Origin of the sequence: Pedobacter miscanthi, from assembly GCF_003315595.1 — a bacterium.
GTDB classification, from domain to species: Bacteria; Bacteroidota; Bacteroidia; order Sphingobacteriales; family Sphingobacteriaceae; genus Pedobacter; species Pedobacter miscanthi.
In genome coordinates, this window is the sequence record NZ_QNQU01000002.1 from 317,008 (window position 1) to 337,127 (window position 20,120).

21 protein-coding genes are annotated in these 20,120 nt (G+C 42.6%); 7 read left to right on the top strand and 14 right to left on the bottom strand.

Annotated elements, in window-relative coordinates:
- Positions 1–572 precede the first annotated feature (572 nt).
- The 8 genes from DRW42_RS03335 to DRW42_RS03370 form a co-directional block, all read right to left on the bottom strand.
- Complete coding sequence (locus DRW42_RS03335) at positions 573–896, bottom strand: DUF4133 domain-containing protein (RefSeq protein WP_113947424.1); 324 nt, start codon at positions 894–896, stop codon at positions 573–575.
- Between the two features lie 3 nt (positions 897–899).
- The gene (locus DRW42_RS03340) at positions 900–1,244 is read right to left on the bottom strand and encodes a DUF4134 domain-containing protein (protein ID WP_208643486.1); all 345 of its coding nucleotides are present in this window, start codon (positions 1,242–1,244) and stop codon (positions 900–902) included.
- A 120-nt stretch (positions 1,245–1,364) separates the two neighbouring features.
- On the bottom strand, positions 1,365–2,060 hold the full coding sequence (locus DRW42_RS03345) for a hypothetical protein (RefSeq protein ID WP_147243657.1): 696 nt from the start codon (positions 2,058–2,060) through the stop codon (positions 1,365–1,367).
- Positions 2,061–2,458: 398 nt separating this feature from the next.
- Positions 2,459–2,845 (bottom strand): hypothetical protein, encoded by a 387-nt coding sequence (locus tag DRW42_RS03350; protein WP_113947426.1) that lies wholly within the window; start codon positions 2,843–2,845, stop codon positions 2,459–2,461.
- Between the two features lie 143 nt (positions 2,846–2,988).
- The gene (locus DRW42_RS03355; RefSeq protein WP_113947427.1) at positions 2,989–3,654 is read right to left on the bottom strand and encodes a hypothetical protein; all 666 of its coding nucleotides are present in this window, start codon (positions 3,652–3,654) and stop codon (positions 2,989–2,991) included.
- A gap of 133 nt (positions 3,655–3,787) precedes the next feature.
- Positions 3,788–5,230, bottom strand: coding sequence for a ligand-binding sensor domain-containing protein (locus DRW42_RS03360; RefSeq protein ID WP_113947428.1), 1,443 nt, complete (start codon positions 5,228–5,230; stop codon positions 3,788–3,790).
- Positions 5,231–5,252: 22 nt separating this feature from the next.
- Complete coding sequence (locus DRW42_RS03365) at positions 5,253–6,152, bottom strand: YwqG family protein (RefSeq protein WP_113947429.1); 900 nt, start codon at positions 6,150–6,152, stop codon at positions 5,253–5,255.
- A gap of 259 nt (positions 6,153–6,411) precedes the next feature.
- Positions 6,412–6,762, bottom strand: coding sequence for a cupin domain-containing protein (locus DRW42_RS03370; protein ID WP_113947430.1), 351 nt, complete (start codon positions 6,760–6,762; stop codon positions 6,412–6,414).
- Positions 6,763–7,474: 712 nt separating this feature from the next.
- Between DRW42_RS03370 and DRW42_RS03375 the strand changes: the two genes are divergently transcribed.
- A complete protein-coding gene (locus DRW42_RS03375) occupies positions 7,475–8,554 on the top strand; it encodes a hypothetical protein (RefSeq protein WP_113947431.1) in 1,080 nt (359 codons plus the stop codon).
- Between the two features lie 179 nt (positions 8,555–8,733).
- Here DRW42_RS03375 and DRW42_RS03380 read toward each other — a convergent pair whose 3' ends face one another.
- Entirely contained in the window at positions 8,734–8,958 is a 225-nt protein-coding gene (locus DRW42_RS03380; RefSeq protein WP_113947432.1) for a hypothetical protein, read from the bottom strand.
- Between the two features lie 263 nt (positions 8,959–9,221).
- On the opposite strand from DRW42_RS03380, the gene DRW42_RS03385 reads away from it, so the two are divergent.
- Both DRW42_RS03385 and DRW42_RS28660 read left to right on the top strand, forming a co-directional pair.
- On the top strand, positions 9,222–9,794 hold the full coding sequence (locus DRW42_RS03385; RefSeq protein ID WP_113947433.1) for an arylesterase: 573 nt from the start codon (positions 9,222–9,224) through the stop codon (positions 9,792–9,794).
- A 56-nt stretch (positions 9,795–9,850) separates the two neighbouring features.
- Entirely contained in the window at positions 9,851–10,006 is a 156-nt protein-coding gene (locus DRW42_RS28660) for a hypothetical protein (RefSeq protein WP_158544268.1), read from the top strand.
- 69 nt (positions 10,007–10,075) lie between these two features.
- On the opposite strand, the gene DRW42_RS03390 is transcribed toward DRW42_RS28660, so the two are convergent.
- The 3 genes from DRW42_RS03390 to DRW42_RS03400 form a co-directional block, all read right to left on the bottom strand.
- Positions 10,076–10,642 carry a Riean_0653 family protein gene (locus DRW42_RS03390; protein ID WP_113947434.1) on the bottom strand — a complete coding sequence of 189 codons (567 nt, stop codon included), beginning with the start codon at positions 10,640–10,642 and terminating at the stop codon, positions 10,076–10,078.
- A 166-nt stretch (positions 10,643–10,808) separates the two neighbouring features.
- Complete coding sequence (locus tag DRW42_RS03395; protein ID WP_113947435.1) at positions 10,809–13,205, bottom strand: outer membrane beta-barrel family protein; 2,397 nt, start codon at positions 13,203–13,205, stop codon at positions 10,809–10,811.
- A 102-nt stretch (positions 13,206–13,307) separates the two neighbouring features.
- On the bottom strand, positions 13,308–14,084 hold the full coding sequence (locus tag DRW42_RS03400) for a M56 family metallopeptidase (protein ID WP_158544269.1): 777 nt from the start codon (positions 14,082–14,084) through the stop codon (positions 13,308–13,310).
- 13 nt (positions 14,085–14,097) lie between these two features.
- Here DRW42_RS03400 and DRW42_RS28665 point away from each other — a divergent pair, with 13 nt between their 5' ends.
- Positions 14,098–14,304, top strand: coding sequence for a hypothetical protein (locus DRW42_RS28665; protein WP_158544270.1), 207 nt, complete (start codon positions 14,098–14,100; stop codon positions 14,302–14,304).
- 109 nt (positions 14,305–14,413) lie between these two features.
- Here the strand turns inward: DRW42_RS28665 and DRW42_RS03405 are convergent, their stop codons facing one another.
- On the bottom strand, positions 14,414–14,782 hold the full coding sequence (locus tag DRW42_RS03405; protein WP_113947437.1) for a BlaI/MecI/CopY family transcriptional regulator: 369 nt from the start codon (positions 14,780–14,782) through the stop codon (positions 14,414–14,416).
- Positions 14,783–14,886: 104 nt separating this feature from the next.
- Positions 14,887–15,774, bottom strand: coding sequence for an RteC domain-containing protein (locus DRW42_RS03410; RefSeq protein WP_113947438.1), 888 nt, complete (start codon positions 15,772–15,774; stop codon positions 14,887–14,889).
- 146 nt (positions 15,775–15,920) lie between these two features.
- On the opposite strand from DRW42_RS03410, the gene DRW42_RS03415 reads away from it, so the two are divergent.
- From DRW42_RS03415 to DRW42_RS03425, 3 genes are read left to right on the top strand one after another with little or no spacing between them, the layout of a single operon-like run.
- The gene (locus DRW42_RS03415) at positions 15,921–16,715 is read left to right on the top strand and encodes a Crp/Fnr family transcriptional regulator (protein WP_113947439.1); all 795 of its coding nucleotides are present in this window, start codon (positions 15,921–15,923) and stop codon (positions 16,713–16,715) included.
- 42 nt (positions 16,716–16,757) lie between these two features.
- A complete protein-coding gene (locus DRW42_RS03420; protein ID WP_147243658.1) occupies positions 16,758–18,347 on the top strand; it encodes a hypothetical protein in 1,590 nt (529 codons plus the stop codon).
- A complete protein-coding gene (locus DRW42_RS03425; RefSeq protein ID WP_113947441.1) occupies positions 18,344–19,507 on the top strand; it encodes an ImmA/IrrE family metallo-endopeptidase in 1,164 nt (387 codons plus the stop codon). Before DRW42_RS03420 ends, DRW42_RS03425 begins: the two co-directional genes overlap by 4 nt.
- The last annotated feature ends 613 nt before the right edge of the window (positions 19,508–20,120 follow it).

Below are 20,120 nucleotides of genomic sequence, written 5' to 3' on the forward strand. Positions count from 1 at the left end.
CGTTAATTTAGATTAAACGGGAACCATTCTTCTGATCGGTTCCCGTTTTTCATTAAGGTCCACTATTTTCCGTGTGTTAGTTGTTGAAACCTTAGCATGATTTTTCTATCCTGGAATACCACAGGTTCAATTAAGGTTGACCTTAGAGATAGCCTTCAACTGCCATTATTTTACTTTGTCCCGGAAACCGTAAAGGTTCCATCAGTCCCGACCTTATGGATATGAAATTTAATTACGTCTTGGCCATTTTCTGCAAACTAAAAATGAACCTTATCTGATGGATTATTCTACTAATACCAGGTCCTGACCTCACCCTACACCTGAACCCTTATTTGAATACCATCTCTACCTGACCGGTCAAAATCTTGGTTTCCTGACTTATCTCACACGCCAAATCCTTATCCTAAACCCAACCCTTCCAGCTAATGCTATTTATTTGCTAGGTATTTACCTTGTCCTAACCAGCGCAGAATCATTTTGGTATTCATCTTATTTTCGCTATGGCTCAGAACCACATTTAAACCCAGTCCATAAAAACTATCCTTCAGGCATCCAGAAGAAATTTGTGCAGCTCATGCCTTTACCTTTAGCGAAGTAAAAGCCCTCCTCGAGCGGAAAACAATCACCTTAGGCAGCGACCTCCTCGCCAGGTACTTCATCAGCCCGTACTGCCCGAAACGCCTGCTCAAGGCAAACACCCCATAAAACAGCAGCGTACCCAGCCCCAATATCACCGGCAACACCACAAAAAGCGACAGGCCCAAAATGTACAGCACCGCAAAGGTGATCAGTAAAGCCACCAGCCCTACAGCCAGGTAAGCAATATACTGCGCTTTTAATCCCTTAAAAACGATCGGTCTAGAAACACCTTTATTGATCTGGAATACCCTTGCCATAGCCTATATCCCGAAAAACGATTTCAAAACAGTGGCCACGACCACCAAAAATATACAGCTCCCAAACCATGCCGCGGCCACTTTATTCGTATCGGGTTCTCCCGCATTCCACTTATTGAAAACTTTGACTGCGCCTATGATGCCAACCACTGCACCGATGGCATACATCAGGTCACATCCCGTATCAAAATATCCCTTCACCTTATTCGCCGCTTCCTGTATCCCGGCATTCCCATCCTGCGCCATTACGCCTATTGCCAATACCAGCAGCAGCATGGAAAAGATGTAGATTACCCTTAAAAAATATGCACGCTTTTCTTTCCTTTTCGCTTTATTCCTAAATCCCATATCCCAAACCCATCAAATGTTATCCCCTAATTGTTTCCCAACTTTTACCTACCCCGTTTTTCTTACTGCCAGGAATCACCTGGTCACAAAAAATACCCTCTCTTGGAAAGATTAGCAGGTTTAATTCCACAACCGTTCCAGTTCATCTTCACTGATCGCGAACGGTGCACTGTCTTTGATAAAAGCATTTACTCTTGCTATACAAGGGCTTGAACCCAATGGTCCAAACTGAGCCTTTAATTCCGAGACCATTCCAAAAAAATCCTGCTTGTTGCCATCGTTGGCTGCTAGTATCTCATAAATCTCCCTGATGCCTGCCGTCAGGTCCTCGTAAAGGCCACCAGTAGTTAACTCACCATCCGCAACCTGATCGGCCCCGTCATTGTCTTTTTGCGTAGGGGCAAATACCAGGTTTCCACTCGCCACCCTTTCCATTCCCTGCTGTGGCTTGGCCTTGCCCATCAGATCATGATCTCCTGCCCCCCCTCTATCCTGTTGATTACTTCCGGCTGGCTTTAATCCCTGTTCCTGATCAGCAACAGATGCTCTTATCTTCCTTTCCCGAACACCTGCATCAATTACACTATCATTAGATTTCCCTTTTTTCTCCTGGACAGGACCAGGTCTATTATCGTGTACCGGATCATTTTGAGACCTGAACTTTAAAACACTGCCTGCTCGATCTCCATGTGCCCCTAAACCCAGCAACGCCAGCGCCTCTTTTCGGTAAGCGGTAAAAAGCAGCCCCAGATACCACAGCAGGCTTACTGCCCCATAACAGCTTAAAAACTGTCCCCATGTAAATTGCCCCAACATAAGTTTGAATTGTTTCACCGGGCGGCTCCATTGCCCTTCCGACAGAACAAAATTGGTTCAGATGCCGAGCCTTGAAAGGTATAAAGGGGCAGTACCCTTACATATTTTTTATCCAGCGCTGATTGAGCTGACAGGCGTTTCTCCAGCGGTATAACCGGCCAGGTAAAACCATTTTTTTACCTAAAAAGGTATCTCCATTAAAAGATATAGGGCTAGTGAACATATCGCAGGCAACACCATCCCCTCTGCTCTATCGAATGAAAATCTTGGGTATAAAAAAACCACCGCTATGGGTGGTTATAATCCTTAAATGAGGTATTATTTATCGCGATTGATATACACCTCGATTGCAATACTTATCCCAACACAGATCAGGATAAAAACAATACTCCAGGTACTCATCTTTTTTCTTTGATATAGGAAAAATATGCCTTTGCATTTGCCGAGAAATTCAGCCTGTATAGCGCCAGTGAATAAACTACCAACCCCACAAACAACGGTATCTTATTTACTATCGGCGCATCTTCAAATACCGGAGGTATAAGTATTACCAAACCGATTGCTGTAAGTACACTGAAAAGGTTCCTTGCCCAGCTATAACCCTGAAAAACTAGATAGAGGATCAAGACAGTAAGCAGGAACCTGATGGTATCTACCACAAGTTTATCCTGATCCACATGTCCAAGAGAGACATGATAGGTTACCGATACATATAAACTAAATAAGAGAATACTTGCCAGGGAGCGGAGAATGTCATTCCTGCCCTGTTTTTCCATTTCGTCCATGAGATGCGTTAATTTATTCTGATAAGCGAATATAACAATTCGCCGTTTTTCTCCCAAAAAAACATGGATAGCATGTAGTCCTGGGATTGATCAATCTCTTTTGAACGCACCTGAGTTCCCAAACAAATTCATGATTTAAAAACCTAAAATACATTCCTTGAAAGCACATCTGTATCCTCAACGATCTTTTCATAATATACCACCGGTTCCTTACCCAACCTAAGCGTCTCCCTGAGGCCCCGGCTTACATCTAATGGATAGTATGCAAAAAAGTAAAAATCATTAAATTCTTCTGGAACGATCTTGAAATGCAGTATGGTATCTATTGGCTTTGCCGGAAGCGCTAAACGTTTATAGTTGACGAATAATACCATACTGTTTGCAGTTGTTTTTGAGACCTTAAGGTGCATCTCCATTACGTTCATTTCTATGCCCCTTATCTTGATATTATTTTCCTTTCCTGCCACTAGCTGATAGGAATAAATGCTTCTCGGACGGACATAATCTTCATTCTCTACCATTGCCACATCATAGCTGTGATAGTTCCCTTCAGCAGTAAAGTCCATCGAAAAATTTACGTTTTGATCAGCGGTGACATCCATGAGCTGATCTGAACAGCTCCTACTGCCGTTTACCGAAAGGATTTTACAGCCGAGCAGCATCACCTTCGCATTCGCCAGACGTTTGTTTTTTGCACTATCGATCACATAACCCTTTACGGTAGTCCTAACGCCTTGCTTCACTTTTTTGCAGGAAAACAAACTTAAAATTGTAAAGACCACCAGAGAGAGCGTGAAAATAGGTTTCATAAATATCAGTAATTCTTGAAGTTTAAAAATAGCGGTAAATTATCTGACTGATGTTAAGCAGCTGTTAACATCTCAGTACCCACATATAATCCTACACTGCCACCTAAAAAAGGCAACAGAGTGATTTTTCCGGTTATTTTAGCGCTGTTTTGATTATGCCGGCAAAAGTTGCCGCCCAGATGGCCCCTTCTCGGTCCTTTGTGATCCGCTCGATATTGACACTGGGAACATTGGAATTTTCGGTGGTGTAAATTTCAGTCTTTTTGCCCACAATATCATATCGGATAATGCCGACGTTGTTCTGGCTAAGCCATAATATATTTTTCTCTTCATCCAGGAAAAAATCGTTGATGCTGTTTCCGGCAAACATTGTTGGGTTATCCTTCCACAAACGCTCCCATTTCCCATCTGGCGAAAGCATATACATTCCTGCCGCTGTACCTTTTTCATTATACAGCGAGAACCAGAGGTTGCCTTTTTTATCTTCCCACATCTTGGATATGTAAGCCTTCGATAGCGGTGAGGATTTATCGTTTAATGCTGTGTTCTTACCTTTTTCAATAATGACATTACCATCAAAAGTACCAATCCAGGTACGGCCCTTGCTATCCACAAACACTCCCAGAACCCTGTCAGATGGCAGCTTTGAGTTCTTCTTGTTCATCACGCTCCATTTGCTGCCGTCAAACTTGGCTACCCCCTCCCATGAAGTAAACAAAATATTCCCCTTAGGATCAACTACGATCTGTCTTGCCCAGTTAATGGGTGAATTCAGCGAATCAAACCTGGTCCAGGTACGGTTATCATAGCGGTAAACATCATAGCCGATCACAAACCATTTGTTATCCTTTTGATCAACCGCCATATCCCTAACCGGTTCAGTCTGAGCCTTATTGTATTTCGTTGCAGAGATAATAGTATTGCCGGAATTGAAATGCTGCCATTTGCCCGATGATATTTTCACGATGCCGTTATCGGTTCCTATCCAGACATCCCCCTTTAAATCGGTAGCTACGGCCCTGCTCATATCCCATGGCAGTTCCGAATTACCCTGGGTAAATACCTTCCAACGCTCACCCAGCTCACCTTTTTCACTTCCCTTGCGGTCCGGAGTGCCGGCAGCTTTCATATTGGACTGGTTGGTAAAGTTAAACGTCCTTCTTTTGGCACGGAATTTCCCACCCTCAAATTCCATGATGAGTGATACAGAGCTATTCTGCTTCTTCGTGCCCCCTATTGCAGGTGTCCAGTTTTCAGTAGCATTGACCGATTGTTTGATACCGAGTTCAGCTGAACCCAGATTGGTCTTGTTATCGATGCTCAGCAGGCAGGGCTTGCCTTGCTGGTCGACCAGGATCTGCATTTCTATGGTACCTTTAAGCGTGGCAAGGTTCTTCTCGCCAATCACGCGCAGGATATTCTGGAATACGGTCTTAGGTGGCTGCGCCTGGGGACTTCCACAGTCCAGGCAGAATTCAGGAAGTTTGCAATCTTCAAACTTTTCGGGGTAAAGATTCTGCGCGTTCAGCAGCGCTGGAAAAAAACTTATTGCAATAATGTATAGTATCTGTTTCACGGTTTTTATCTTTTATTTCATGTTAATAGCATTGCAGTATACACCATGTTTTCTCAAAGCGTCTTGCCTCGAGATCTGCTTCCTTGATCCAGAAATACAGTCTCCCGCTATCTCCCCACATATAATCATTTTGCTCATTGCTATCGATCTGTAGCAACAGCCGCCAGTCTTTGGCATTGGGTTCCAGCTGGGCAGCTCTTGGATCGTTATAGCCCGAGGGGTCACCACAGAAAAGCCCATTGGTCACCAGCTCACATTCCAGCTCCATCTCGTTCTGTATCACATCAGGCTGTCCCAGCAGCTTATTAACGTTCTGTCCTTCGAAGCTATCCATGATCTGTTCGGCCTTGTCCTTACCCATCTCATCATAAACATGATGATAATAAGCTGGCAGGCTGATTTCCGACCGTGCCCCGATCCCGCAGGCAATTAACTTCGCATCTGCATCAATATCTCGTGGAAAACCCCTTCTCTCTAATAAAGAAAGATCTCCTTTATGATAGATGACCCTAAACCTGTTCTGGTCAGCCGGGTCAAATCCCCAGGCCATCTGGTCCTGGCAATAGAAAAAATACAGTATGCCATTATCCGGGAGCGTGCTGCCCGTATCAAAAACACAAAGCTCGGCAAAATTGACCTGGGCGATAAAAGACAGGGATCTCGGGGTCTCAATCTTTTTTTCCCTGTTCAGGAAAAGGAATCTTTTTTCAGTAGTAGTGGTGGTAATCATTTCGGTCGGCCACTCAAGCCCCTGTGGAAGGTCTGGCATCCCGCCGATCTTGGTAGAACCTAAAGCGATATCCGCTTCCGCTACTGATTTTGGATATAGCCTGATGCAGTCCCTGGAATATTGTAAGAGCTTTTCCAATTCTCCGCCCAGTCCCCGGACTGCTAACCTCTGGTGTAATTCTGTTCTTGTCATTTGTTTTTAAGCATTGACTACGGCAATAATGATATTGTTGATTGCGCTGTAAAATGCTGACGATATATTGTCATTTCGAGGCGGGACTTGTTGGCCTTCAAATTCGAAGCGATAAGCCGGGTAAGCGTTCCTTTCATGTTTACTTGAGCGGGTTAGATAAATAATAGGTCACGAAAGATATATTTTTCATTTAATTACTCAAAATTATCTGCCGGTATCCTCATCAGGCCTGGTATATGATCATGCAAAAACCATACGATCAGTTGATATCACATTTTACCGTTTCCATCGATGCAAGCTCAAAGGTAAGGTTCACCGATTTCGCCCCGGCTGGTCTGGTACGGTGCTTAACCATTGCAGGAATGGTAAATAGTTGCCCCGGCTTCAGCTCCACCGTGCGGTCCTCCAGGTCAATTAACAAGTTACCTTCTATGGCCATAAAAGTTTCATCAATATTGGGATGGTAGTGCCAGTAAAAAGGTTCCGTCATTACCCCCACCCTTACCACGTGGTCATTAAAGAAGGATAGCGGGATATTTTTATAACTGCAGATACCGGCTGTTTCCTGCTCAATATCGATTACGGTAAGTTGGGGTATGGTTTCATTCATTTCTTATGGGAGAGAAGTTGCTTATGCCCCCCCCCCCTGCAGAGCCCTATCTGTCCAAGGACCGCGTTACCGGTAATTTTCCAACACGTAAATTTAAAAAAAAACTGAATAACAGCAATTTAAAGCGTCATACTACTACCCATTTTCAAAAACAAAATTAATTAACTGATAACCAATATATTGACTGCGTAAATTTTCTCGTCCTTAACAAAAAGATAAAAAACATTGATAACCAAATTTTAAACCCCTGAAATCTACGACAAAAAGCACACCCAATAATGCCCATTAAGCAAATGTTAAAGCCAAATAGCAGGTTTGCCCTTAAGGGCATGGTGCTTACATAAATACACAATTGTTATCGTAGTAAACTCGTTATTGCTCAATCGCAGTCCTAGATTGGGTAAGAACCTAAAAGTGTGCAACAGTTTTCATTCCAAACTGTGCACCGAGCTTTTTACCATTATCACATCTCCATTTCAGTTTCTCTAGTGCAAACAATCTTTTGAATCCGACCACGCTTTTCAAAAGCTTAAAACTACATAAAATGAGCCGGTTGACCACTTTCAAGCGAAATCGAGCGAACAAAATATAGGCCGAAAAAGCTGGCACGATGGCTGGAAACCAATGGCCACTTTTAGCGAAACCCCATACGTAAAAAATGCGTTTTAGGCTGTAGTTATAGATAACAGAATGAAATAAATATATTTGTTTAATGATGCAACAATTAAGCAATATCGAGATCACCGGCAGAATGCAAGAAATACGCGCCCAAGTTGCTGCACTTTTGCAAGAAGAAAAATTTATAGAGGAATCAATCTTATTTATAGAAAGCCATTTTAAAGAACAGGGCGCTATTGCTAATTATTACGTTTCAACCAAACATTTGAACGTACTCCAAGATATAATTCTTGAAATGGAGCTCAGGGAAAAAATTGGTGCAAATTGGGATCACTTAGATAGTAACTGGACTAAAGCCTGGCAGATTCTTTCTGCTTTTCAACGTCCCATGAGAATAAGCGAAATTACCAAATTAATGGGTGCAATGGATGGAAGAGAAGATTTGGATAAATTGGTGGATACAATTAAGAGCCTTTTTCAATTTAAAATGAGAAAGGGTGTTCTGGCTTGTACACATCTCTCAAAAAAGCATGTCCTATACCATCTGATTAAACCTGAATACACCCCTGAGCATTTAAAGATCTTGGAAGATATTACGCTACAAAAGGAGTTCAGGAAAAAAATGGGTACAAATTGGGATAGTTCCAATAGTAACTGGAATAAAATCCACCAGATTTTATCTGCTTTCCAACGCCCCATGAGAATAATTGAAATTGCCAAATTAATGGGCAAAATGGATGGACGGGAAGATTTGAAGAAATTGATGACTACAATCAGGAGCATTTTTCAATTAAAAATAAGAAAGGGTGTTCTGGCTTCTACACGTCTCTCAAAAAAGTATGTCCTATACCACCTGATTAAACCTGAATGCACACCTGAGCATTTAAAGATCTTGGAAGATATTACGCTACAAAAAGAGTTTAGGGAAAAAATTGGTACAAACTGGAATAGTTCCAATGGTAACTGGGATAAAGTCTGCCAGATTTTTTCTGCTTTTCAACGACCCATGAGATTAATTGAAATTGCCAAATTAATAGCCAACATGGACGGACGCGAGGATTTGGAGAAATTGAAGCGTACCATTGAGAGGCTTTTCCAATCTAAAATGGAAAAAGGTGTTCTGGCTTCTATAAGTTTGTCCAAGCGGCATGTCAGGTATCACTTAATTGAATAATGGAAATTTCTCCCCCCCCCCGCTTTGGAAGTTACTAAGTTTGGGCACCAATGTTTTCGAGGTAATCAGAAACCCAGAACCTGTTTCAAGTAAAAGGCCTGGAAAATTACCAGGCCTTTTCTATGATTCATTTTTTCAATGGCTTTGCTAACCAATATGGAGGCGGATTATGGTTGTAGTTATTGATACACTACCTCAAAACTTCCATACATCGCCATTTCAGCACTATGCGAAACAGTTAGTTTTAGTTTTAACTGGTCAATGAGTTCCTTTGCAAAGGAAATACTTCTATTAAGGTCCTTGATCCCGCGGATTTCGATTCCCCTTTGTAGCAATTTAAATTTAGAGGGCTCAAACTTTTCAATAAATTTTTCGAGGTCTTTAGTAGCTGTTGTTTTATCCATAGGTAAATATTTTTCTAAGCTCAACCACTCACCTGCTATTTTGTTTTTAATGGTGCTCACAAATTATCCACAATGAGAAGTTATCGCAGCTTCGGTTCTAAGGTGCGCATGACCAAAATCCTTTCTACAAACCATTTCAAAAAAAGCGGGTTACTTAAGGTACGGAAGAGACTTTACCGGCGATAGCATATTTAAAATAGAAAAACAGCATAGCCATTGGCACGGGTCTTCACTTCCAGCACCACTTATAAAAAAATGCTAAAATGGAGAATAAGATTATTTTCTTTGGTGATAGCCTGGTAGCAGGCTACGGACTTCAAAACCCTTCAACGGAATCCATTCCTGCGCTAATCAGCGAAAAGCTCAAACAGCAAGGACTAAACTATGAGGTAATAAATGCAGGCATCAGCGGCGATACCACTTCTTCTGCCTTATCCAGGCTTGATGAAGTTTTAAAAGAAAAACCTGGTATTTTCATCCTGGAACTCGGGGCAAATGACTTTCTTCGGGGCATAAGTCCTCTGCTGATTTTAACAAACCTCCAAAACATCATTTCCAGGGTCAAACTTGCCTGCCCTGGAGCTGCTATATTATTATTGGGCATTGAACTTCCAGACTGGGCAACCGGTCTTCACCAGGGAGATTACACCGAAATATTTTCGGCATTGGCCCATAAAAACAATATCGAACTGGTTCCTTCATTCTTAAAAAATGTCGCTGGCATCCGCTCGCTCAATATGCCGGACGGAGTACACCCGCTAAAGGAAGGTTATGCGATTGCGGCAGAAAATATATGGCCCGTATTATACGGGGTTATCCAAAGCAGGCAAAAATAAAAACCAATAAACAGAGAACAGATGTTAAATAAAACCAGGCTTAAATAAAAGACCGAATGGAAAAGGCAAAAGCTTTTGAACTCGCCGATGAGCTACCCCAAGCGATCAAAACCTACTGGTCTGCTCCTGCTGCTTGGGCATTTCGGCGAAATAGTAGTGTATTTATTTCGTTGCAAGTGGCCGCTAAACCGCTTGCCGGATGGTGTGTTTAAAGTTCCTTTCCCTCTGAACCATTAAGACCACCAGCCCTAATTCCTTATTGGGAGCTTTTTTACCATAAGTTAAAAATTTCTCAATTTCAGGTCAAATCTTCCTTCCCTGATTTCCACTTTTTCCCCTGCATCATTTACTGCATCGAACGAAAAAATTCCAGAAGCAATCTTCCCATCAAAATATATTAAGTGCAGTTTTCCATTCACCTGGTTATTTGTATTGTAATCCGTCCCGTAAGAGTCCTTGGGACCGCTATAATTATAATGTGCACTAGGATTGTCGTTCAACCGAGGGCCGCTACCAAAAGTGTATTCATCCCCCTGCTTAAATGCTGTCGCATTAATGAACAACTGGACATATGCGGAACTTTTTGATCCACTGCTTTCTACACTAATGCTTATATAATTTTTATTATTTGCTATTCCGTATGAGAAATTTAAAGGTTCCCTGCCACTGACGCCGGCAGCTTTTGGTAAAAACGCCTGTCCATTAACAAGACAACCGAAAATATTGGCCCCTGTTGTGCTAAGCGGTGGCAAATGATCTATAGGGTTATCGCTTTTTTTCTTACACGAGAGCCCTGTGAGGATCAGGCAGGCCATTAAAATAGCCGTTCGAAATTGCATTGTGTTCATCTGATTTGGTTTATGAGGCTAAAATAATATATATCACAGTGTTGTGTATATTAAGTTTTTGTTACCAGGCCCTCATGTGCCAGAATATCCTTAGTCCCTGCCACCATTTGTTTGAATGATTCCCGGTCAAGTGTATTAACCGATGCTGCTGCGTTAATACGCACGATTAATTCTCGCTCAAAGCACTTCTCCTGCGTTCATCGTCGGCACTGTTGCTCTTCTTTGTATTTTTTACAGTACCCCCAAAGCTGTAATTAAAATTCATCTTCACCATCCTGGTTTCAAACTGGTTTCGCCACAACTGTTGCAGGGTACCACTATCCTGGTTATACTCATTACGGTACGATCTAAAAATGTCCATGGCATTCAACTGAATAGATGCTCTCTTATTTAACAACTGCTGCCTGATACCTGCGGTGACATAAGTAAAAGCTCGGTTCGTAATTGTCCTATCTACACTTTTGCCTCGATAATTAAAAAGAAACATAATCGAGAAATTTTTGCCCAGCGAAAAACTGTTATACGAAGTTGCGGAAAGACTGGCTATTCCATCACTCTCTAGCAAAGCCCCGTTAAATTCTCCCCTAAATGAACGTTTGGATAAAATGGCATTCGAACTGGTATACCACCATGGCAATACCTGCTTGCCATACATGGCCTGAAGCGTAAAGTAATTCCCATAATCAGCATTTCCTGGGAGTGTTGATATCACACCATCTGCCAAAGGAACGGAAATACTGGTAAAATCGTTTATGCTGTGACTATAGGTTACACCAAAGAAAAATGCATTCTTATAACCATACCATAAATCCGCATTATAGGCAACCAAAGGTTTCAGTGCGGGATTTCCCTGTTGCAGGTTGTTATTGCTGACAATTCGCACCAGCGGATTTAGGCTTTCATAACCTGGGCGCTCTACCCTTTTGTTCATACCCAAACTAAGGCTATGGTTTTTGGTAAACCTGTAGTCCAGGTGTACAGATGGAAAGGGCTGGAAATAATTCCTGATAAACCGTTCTTTTCCAAACTCCTGTTCACCCTGCCCATTCGTATATTCGCCCCTTATACCCAACTGATAGGAAAATTTCTTACCATTGCGGGCATAGGTTAGATAAAGTGCTGAAATACTTTCCTGGTAGTCAAATAAATTAGTTTGCTGACCAGCAAAACCCTTATAAAAGTTGGAATTTTTAGCATTAACGTAGCTCGATTTTATACCAGTTTCTAACTGGTGGCCTTTCCCTAAAGGAAGTGTATAATCCATTTTTAAGGCATAAACATCAAAAACACGGTCTTGGGCTAATGAACTGGGAGAATCTGATGAAGGATTAAAATTGATGTTCCGGTTATCCTGGTTGTTATAATTGCCATAACGGTAATAATCTAAATCGACTGTTAAATCCCTTCCCAGGCTATCTACTTGATGTTGTAGCCGAAGTCCCGATGAGAAATCAGTCGCATGAATATCAACGAGGTTAATAAACTGCGATTGCCCAAGGGCATCATCGGTATTGGCAGTGCTATTGCGACCGAAAGCCTGGAATCCAGGCCTAACCGTAGCGGAAAGTGTGGTGCGCTTGGAAAGATAAAAATCCATTCCCAGATTTGGCGTGTAATTCGCATTGGTCCTGGTGCTTTTGATAGCAGTGGTTGATTGACTTAAGGCTATCCCCTGCTCATCGACAAAAGTGGAAGCAATATAACTGTCGTAGAAGTATTTGTTGTAATTGTAATCCAGGTTAAGCAGCAGGTTATAAGCTTTTCCTTTGTAGTTAAGGTTAAGCCCCCCATTCGCTTTCCCAAATGCGCCTTTCCCTCCTCCCGCGTAAACATTTCCATTCAGCCCAGCCTTATAATTACGTTTACGGATAATGTTAATGATGGCACCATTCCCGGTAGCGTCATATTTTGCTGAAGGTTGGGAAATAAGCTCAACTTTTTGGATGGCAGATGAAGAAATCCCTTTCAGCATACCGGCCAATGCCTCTGATGAAAGTGTTGTGGCCTTGCCATCAATATAGACCTGAACCGATTTACCGTTCAGGGTAATCCGGTCATCCGGGGTAACACCAACACCGGGCAATTGGTTCATCACTTCCATGATTGGTGCACCAGAACCTAAACCGTTGAGATTTACAATGAGTTTGTCTGCCCGCCTTTCCACAAAAGGAAGTGTTGCAGTGACGTTTACAGCAGCCAATTGTGTTGCCGTTGGAGATAGCCGTATGGCCCCGAGCGATTGGATTTGTGCATTAGCAATGCCAAGAACTTTCGAGCACACCGTACTGTAACCCATCATCCTCAACTCTATAAAATATTGACCATCAGCAACTTCGAAACTAAATTGCCCCTTATCGTTAGCCAATATAGTTTTAACGACGCTAGAGTCCGCATTTCTTTTTAAAAGGATCTGTACAAAGGGGAGTTCAGCAAGCTTTTCATCAACTACATTCCCAGTAATTTTACCCAACTTTTGCTGGGCATTGACAAGCATGGTACTGAAAAACAAAATGAACACCAATCCATAATAAAAGCGGGCTGGTTGAAGTAAAATAAAAAGCATATCGTTTGGATTAATTTGAACGATCCAAACATATAACTAATTATTTAGCCAAACAACTAATAAAATAGCTATTGTAGCTAATCTATTAGTTTAAAACACATATCACTGATTATCAGGATTAAAATTTATAGCAATTTGGTAAGCTGAGCGTACCTTTTCTCCATTTTGCAATGCAGGTTTCCATTTTTGGCTGGATTTAATAAGCCTCAACGCTTCTTTATCGCTTGCTTGATCTAAACTTTTTTCAATTTTTCCATTGCTGATTGCTCCATCGGTTTCCACAACGAAGCTAACCGTTACCCTTCCATTTCTACCAGAAACTTTTTTTGCATGGCCAATCAAGTATTTCCTGAAAGCATTAAACCCACCAGGGAAACTTGCTGCCTGGTCAACTTTGTTATTGTTACCAGTAATGCCTGGGGTATTAAAGGAATATAAAATTGCAATTAGGGGCAAACATAAAACATACTTCCAGAGCCTGGAAGGATTAGATCGATTACGTTGTAACATCTTTATCCTCGATTCTAGCAAGGAGGTATCATAGAAAGTATTTGCCAATGTTGGCCCCGCATTCAGGTTCTGTAGAAACAGCAACATCGCATATTGCTTTTTGCTTTCCGTAAATTTACACGCATACTCATCTGCCAAATATTCATGGATCAACTTCAGGCTTCTTCGATAGGCGTAGACAATGGGATTGAACCAACAGAATACACCGAATATTTCAACCAGCAGCAGATCGAATGTATGCAGCTGTTTAACGTGTATATTTTCATGTGCATCAATCACGGTTAGGCCAGGAAGCTTCCGGTCTATCACCTTTGTTTTCCAAAAAGAGAATGCATCCCCATCCCTAGTCACCGTTAACTGTTTTTTCACACCTGCTATTTTGATGGATAATCTTATCGCACCCAGCACAACGCCAATCCAATACACAATGGCCAACCAGCTTAATTCTTTCCCTGGATTATTCCCTGATTTCCCTACCCCAACAACTGCCAGTGTATTGGTTATAAGCTGGACTTTTGGCAGCACGGTTAACCATGATAGATCCAGGAATGGCATTAGCATAGATAAACAAAGCGCAACAAGCAGGTAAACCCTGTTAAAAACAAAAAAAGTTTCTCTCTTAAGCAATAGTATATAAAAGAGGTAAAACATAACCAGCGAAACGCCAGACCAGAGAAAGTAAAATTGGGGTGCCATGATTAATCTTTTATTTGATCTATCATTTTAAGCAGCTGTTCGACATCTTTCAGGTCAATTTTCTTTTCCCGGACAAAAAAGGAAAACATGTCTTGTACTGAATTGGAAAAATAACTGCCCAAAAATTTATCCGCCTCATGGCGCATGTATTCTTCTTTGCTAATTAAGGGAAAGTAGCGATGGGTTTTCCCAAAAGCTTCATAGCCGATTACCCCTTTGCTCTCTAAAATCCTGATGATGGTTGATACAGTACTGTATGCAGGTTTTGGATCCGGGAGTTCACTTATAATTTCCTTTACAAATGCTTTTTGCAATGTCCAGAGCACCTGCATTAATTGGCTTTCAACCCTCGTTAAATCTTTAATGTCCATAGATGTTTATTTGAATCCAAATATCAGCTAAAAAAGTAGTTGCCACAACTAAAAGTTGACACAAATAAAAATCAAGCAAGCAATCATGCGCTACCCTATGCTACCTACCTCCCGTCATCCTCATCCATTTTCCGTTCCAGCGCCTCTTTCAGCTCGTCCAAAAACTTGGCCCTGCTCAACCGCTTCCTGCTACGGATCGAAGCCAGCCTCCTCGCCGGCACACCTATGCTTATGCAAAACTTCTCCTCCAGCCACCGGAATACCTGCGCAATCGCTGCCTGGCCATGGTTCAACTGCCCGCTCAGGGCGAGCGCATAACCCAGTTCAGCTAAATTTACGCTATCTCCCGTCCATTTCAACTCCACTGACTCTGCTCCCGGCACATAAGCTATTAAAGGGTTCCTCTCCAGGTAATCCAGTCTTTCCATGATCCACTCCTTCAACATCCCGTAAGCCTTAAACTTGGAAAACAGGTAATCAGCCGGACTTGAAAAAGACCTGTCGCGCTCGACTCCCTCAGGAAAGAGCAATCCCGGCCCTTCACTTTCCCGCAAGAAATAAAGTTCATCAAGTTCAGTCGCCCCTATCCTGAAATATTCAAATACAAAGGGATGTGATAAAAAGAAGCGCTCCACATAAGCCACTTCCCCAAGCAAAAACAGCCGCTGAGCCTCTGCATCCCTTACAGGCATGTTCCTTTCCAGGGTATACCGCTCCACCACAAAAACCTGCCAGGCATAAAAGTCCGTTTTGATGTGTTTGAAAAAATGAACCTCTTCTTCCCTTGAAGCAAAGCCATGCTCCAGCACGATCTGCTGGAGCCTGGTGATGGCGGTTTTGGTTACTTTTAAAGAGCCGCTCATTTTCTCGAGCGGATCGCTGGCCAAATAATCCAGGCTGTGCAGCTCATCAACTAATCTCTCCAGGCTGCGTTTTGAAAACTCCCTGATCATCGGATAAATGTTTAGTGAACAAAAAGCGCCGGAGACCATCCCCGGCGTTCAGAGAGGAAACCAAAAATGAATGCAAAAGCTTTGCAATATTTTTCCGATATTCACTTTCTGTATCCCCCATCTGATAAGACAAATCTATTTCCCCCGGTTAAGAAAAAAGTTGGTTTGAAGCACAATCGAACCAAATGGAAAACAACGCTGACCAGGCCACCGAACTGCTTGCCGTATTTTCACGCATTACCCCTATCTCACAGCCCTTCCAGCAGCGGCTGTGCGGGCAGTTACTGATCCGGAAATTTCCCCGTCGCCACATCCTGCTCAGGCCGGGAGAGATCGCAAGGAATATCTACTTTATCAAAGAAGGTTTCCTACGCGCCTATTTCATCGACCGCGAAGGCCGCGAATGTACCACCTGGTTCATGGGAAAATACGACCTGATGATATCGGTATACAGCTTTTTTACCCAGCAGCCCGCGCACGAATACATTGAAGTCCTCCAGGAAAGCACCCTGCAGTCGATCAGTTACCTCCAGCTCCAAAGCTATTATGCCGACTTCCGCGAAGGCAACCTCATTGGTAGGGCCATGATGGAACGCTATTATATATTAAGTGAAGAACGCGCCATATTCCTGCGCTGTAAAACACCCTACGAGCGCTACGAACAGCTCATCAGAAACCATCCGGACATCATCCGGCAAACCACCCAGATCAACATCGCCTCCTATCTCGGTATCGGCCGCGAAACACTCAACAGTTTAAAAATGCACATCCAGGCAATCCAAACAAAACGCTATACCGAACTTTCCCTGTCAATCCATTCAAGTTCTAGGAATGGTGGCAGTTTATTGTCCATTCCGGGCGTTACCGGCTGCCATACCAAACCACGCAAAAAAATGAAAATCCGTAAAATATTGATACAAAATGCGTTGCAAATAAAATACCCAATACTGGGTATTGATAAAAACAACTTTATGGAATAAATTTAATAAACCAAACCAACCATCTTAAATTATCTCCAACTCATGAAACACTTCATCTTATTTGGCACAATGTGCCTTGCCGTACTTTCTGCCGCGGCCCAAAGTGTAGAATACAAACTGATCGATTTCAAAAAAGATACCAGTCAGATCAATACTTTAAAGATCAAAACAGGTTCAAGACTAGGCTTAAAAATCAGTAACATCAACAAAAAACTTTACACTATTGACAATACTGTTACCCAGACCAGCTACAACGAAACTGCCCCCGCGCTGTTTGAACTCTTCAGCAAGGCTAAACTGCCGGACGAAAATCCACCTTCAAGCGCGTTTACAGCGGAGGATTTTAAACTCTTCACGTCCTCACAGATTTCTAATGCCAAACTGCAGGCCCCAATGGCAAAAAAACTAACCGAGTTGAATGAGCTATATTCTAATACCGCAGAAACTTTGATAGAAAACGAGAAAAAGCTGATCGCCTTTGGCGAAACTTACAAAGAAGTCAAGAATATCCTGCGATATCAAATGATCCTAAAAAGTCTTCAGAATGACTGCGACAGGCCTTTCACAGAAATTCGCAACAGAGTATTTGAAGAAACCAAAAATGCTTTCACAAACTCAACCATGGCACCTGAGGACAGACTCCTACTGGACGCACCTGATTACGCTATTATTCCAGGAGTGCTGGAACGGTATTTCGACAAAATCATCGAGGCCGACGTAAGGGCTCCCTACAAGGAACTTACCAATGACTTCTCCCCTAGTAAACGCGACCAGCTTGATAAAAACATAACAAAGATCAATGCGCTCATCGGTGAACTTACCGGTCCGATCGAATCGGACAAAAAACTTAAGGAAACAGCCAAAACCGTTGTGGTAACACTGAAAGACCTAGGAAGTGGCTCCAAACTTTCCCAGCTATACAAGGACAACATGGACCACTATGCCAAAATCGATATCACCAAGCTCAACAGCGACATGGAAGCTTTCAATGCAACCGCCAGATTTGAAGTGATAAATGATTTTAAATATTTCAATGAAGGAAACTGGACTTACATTGTAGATCCTCAGCCTATTGAGGACGACCTGACGGTGATTACGGTAAATATAAAGGCGAAAGAAGCCGTTACCTGTTCACAACTCATGAGGAGCTATATCTATAAGATACGTCCAAAGGGCGGGCTGAAAATTGATTTCAGTACCGGACTTTTCATCAACTATGGCGGAAATGACTTCAAGGACCAGACTTATCGTTACGATCCTATTGAAGGTAATACCACCCAGCAAAAAATCGTGAAAAACGATTCCAAAAATGCGATATTCCCTTCTGTCGGTGCGCTGATGCATATCTACAGGCGCACGGGTAGTGAGGTTAAATTAGCAGGTGCCTTTGGCCTTTCTACCCGTGACCTGGAACGGATCAACTATCATGCAGGTGCATCACTGATCTTTGGAACCAGCAAACGTTTTATCTTAAGTGCAGGTGCAACGCTAACCAAGGCTACACTGATAACAGATAAATATCAGGACGGACAGGTGATCGATAAAGCCGGTGCACCAGAAGCGATTCCGACAGCATCCTTCAGCCGGTTCGGCTTCTTTGGGGCCTTCACCTATAACCTAAGCGCAAAATGAAAAAACTAATCATTTTTATTGGAACAGCTGCCCTGGTACCGGGCCTTGTTTCACAGGCAACGGCTCAGATAGCCTGGCCGGCACAAAAAAAACAGGAACCGATGGTCTGTTCATTCAACTGCAGCAATACCTATCAGGAACTTCAGAAAAGATGCAGTCCGGCGCTTCTGGGAAAAGTGGCAATTGATCCGCTGATTAGTATCAACCCTTTCACTGAATTCGACCAGATTATTGCAACCCTGAAAACAGACGCTACCAACCCTTTTCCGCTGAGCTATACCTTCAGGCAATGTGAGGCTACCTGTAATGCAGCCAGTACACTTGATCAGAGTTCCAGGGAAGTGATCTACTACAATCAGGCATTTTTGGACAAGATCAAAGGACCGGACACAAAGGTACGCTGGGCAGTGCGCTGTATCATCGCCCATGAGATCGGTCATCATTTTATGGGGCACACCCTTCCTTCAGCTTCCGGGGGGGATAGCAATATTCGAAGAAAGCGGGAACGGCGTGCTGATTTCTTTACGGGATTTGTCATCAGTCGCTTTCCTGGCGCAACAGAGCAGGACGCCATTGAGGGAATTCTCACGCTTGACCCCGCAACATACCGGCCGCGGAATGAGGAAGAAGAAAAATTCAACATTTATCCAACCCTGCAGAACCGCATCGCAGCGGTAAAGGAAGGCTTTAAGGCTGCAAAAAATCCTAAAGATCCTTTGAGCATAGCGATGTTCAAAAAAATCGATAGTGTTGCCAAAGTACAGATGAAAAGGAACGGTAGGTCTTCTATTTACCACGTGATCGACTTCAAACTGTCCATGGGGCAGTTCGATGAGGTGAAACAGATCGCAAGTGAACAGCTTTTGAATCCAGCTTTCTCTGATAAGGCTCAGTTATGGGAATACAAATCTATTGCCGATCAGAATCTGGGAAATCTCACTGAAGCTATTCAGAGCCAACGTGAGGCAACAGCGATTAGTAAAAATAGTCTGGTAAATCTTGAACGTCTTCAATTGCTATTGGATAATGGTAACCCAGTGCAAAAACTGGAATCCGAAAAAATCAGGCAAAAACTCGAATCAGAAAAGTTCAAACAAAAAGTGGGATCCCAAAAAATCAAGCAAAACATGAATCGGTCCCAGATAAAAATAAACAAATAATGTCGCAAGCGTTGGCACGGGTTTTCAATCATCAGAAAGCTTCCTTCTAAAATCAATCATTATTATCCATGATAATCGAAAGCCTCACCAAGTGCGGCTTTCGATTCTACACTGGTTAATCCTATTTAACCTGAATCTCCTTAATGTTAGCAAAATTGTTCTTTCCCGGTTAAAACAAAATAATTATTCTGCAACAAACCATCTGAATAAATCCCCGCAAAATTAAATTGCCCATAAATAACCAGAAACAGCCCAATTGACTGATTAATCATATTCCTTTCTCCCTTATCACTCCTGCCGCCATCTTTGTATCAGATTAGAAAAATCCCTGTACCATCTTATGGACCAAAGTAAAAGCATCAGGCTTTATTGTTTGCAGGGATATCCCTTGATAGTTAGTTGAGAGCAGCTATTGAGTTAGTAATGATTAGCAGCAACCAGCGGTGCTGGTGGATACCGCACCGCTTTGCCATTAACATTTAAACCATTTGATAAACCAGAAACTTTGGCAGCCAGCCCATATCTCATGCCCCCAAAAACCTGTTCCATCATGCCCTATAGGCTCTAAGCCACGCGATACGATCATCACTGACATTACCTCTGCAAAAAAATC

What these genes read in the sequence shown, in the direction of transcription:
- DRW42_RS03415 (WP_113947439.1), top strand. Translation starts at nt 15,921, where the DNA reads ATGGAAAACAACGCTGACCAGGCCACCGAACTGCTTGCCGTATTTTCA.
- DRW42_RS03340 (WP_208643486.1), bottom strand. Translation starts at nt 1,244, where the DNA reads ATGGGATTTAGGAATAAAGCGAAAAGGAAAGAAAAGCGTGCATATTTT.
- DRW42_RS03385 (WP_113947433.1), top strand. Translation starts at nt 9,222, where the DNA reads ATGGAGAATAAGATTATTTTCTTTGGTGATAGCCTGGTAGCAGGCTAC.
- DRW42_RS03345 (WP_147243657.1), bottom strand. Translation starts at nt 2,060, where the DNA reads ATGTTGGGGCAATTTACATGGGGACAGTTTTTAAGCTGTTATGGGGCA.
- DRW42_RS03365 (WP_113947429.1), bottom strand. Translation starts at nt 6,152, where the DNA reads ATGACAAGAACAGAATTACACCAGAGGTTAGCAGTCCGGGGACTGGGC.
- DRW42_RS03355 (WP_113947427.1), bottom strand. Translation starts at nt 3,654, where the DNA reads ATGAAACCTATTTTCACGCTCTCTCTGGTGGTCTTTACAATTTTAAGT.
- DRW42_RS28665 (WP_158544270.1), top strand. Translation starts at nt 14,098, where the DNA reads ATGGATAATCTTATCGCACCCAGCACAACGCCAATCCAATACACAATG.
- DRW42_RS03410 (WP_113947438.1), bottom strand. Translation starts at nt 15,774, where the DNA reads ATGGTCTCCGGCGCTTTTTGTTCACTAAACATTTATCCGATGATCAGG.
- DRW42_RS03405 (WP_113947437.1), bottom strand. Translation starts at nt 14,782, where the DNA reads ATGGACATTAAAGATTTAACGAGGGTTGAAAGCCAATTAATGCAGGTG.
- DRW42_RS03425 (WP_113947441.1), top strand. Translation starts at nt 18,344, where the DNA reads ATGAAAAAACTAATCATTTTTATTGGAACAGCTGCCCTGGTACCGGGC.
- DRW42_RS03375 (WP_113947431.1), top strand. Translation starts at nt 7,475, where the DNA reads ATGATGCAACAATTAAGCAATATCGAGATCACCGGCAGAATGCAAGAA.
- DRW42_RS03335 (WP_113947424.1), bottom strand. Translation starts at nt 896, where the DNA reads ATGGCAAGGGTATTCCAGATCAATAAAGGTGTTTCTAGACCGATCGTT.
- DRW42_RS03350 (WP_113947426.1), bottom strand. Translation starts at nt 2,845, where the DNA reads ATGGACGAAATGGAAAAACAGGGCAGGAATGACATTCTCCGCTCCCTG.
- DRW42_RS03390 (WP_113947434.1), bottom strand. Translation starts at nt 10,642, where the DNA reads ATGAACACAATGCAATTTCGAACGGCTATTTTAATGGCCTGCCTGATC.
- DRW42_RS03380 (WP_113947432.1), bottom strand. Translation starts at nt 8,958, where the DNA reads ATGGATAAAACAACAGCTACTAAAGACCTCGAAAAATTTATTGAAAAG.
- DRW42_RS03395 (WP_113947435.1), bottom strand. Translation starts at nt 13,205, where the DNA reads ATGCTTTTTATTTTACTTCAACCAGCCCGCTTTTATTATGGATTGGTG.
- DRW42_RS03420 (WP_147243658.1), top strand. Translation starts at nt 16,758, where the DNA reads ATGAAACACTTCATCTTATTTGGCACAATGTGCCTTGCCGTACTTTCT.
- DRW42_RS03370 (WP_113947430.1), bottom strand. Translation starts at nt 6,762, where the DNA reads ATGAATGAAACCATACCCCAACTTACCGTAATCGATATTGAGCAGGAA.
- DRW42_RS28660 (WP_158544268.1), top strand. Translation starts at nt 9,851, where the DNA reads ATGGAAAAGGCAAAAGCTTTTGAACTCGCCGATGAGCTACCCCAAGCG.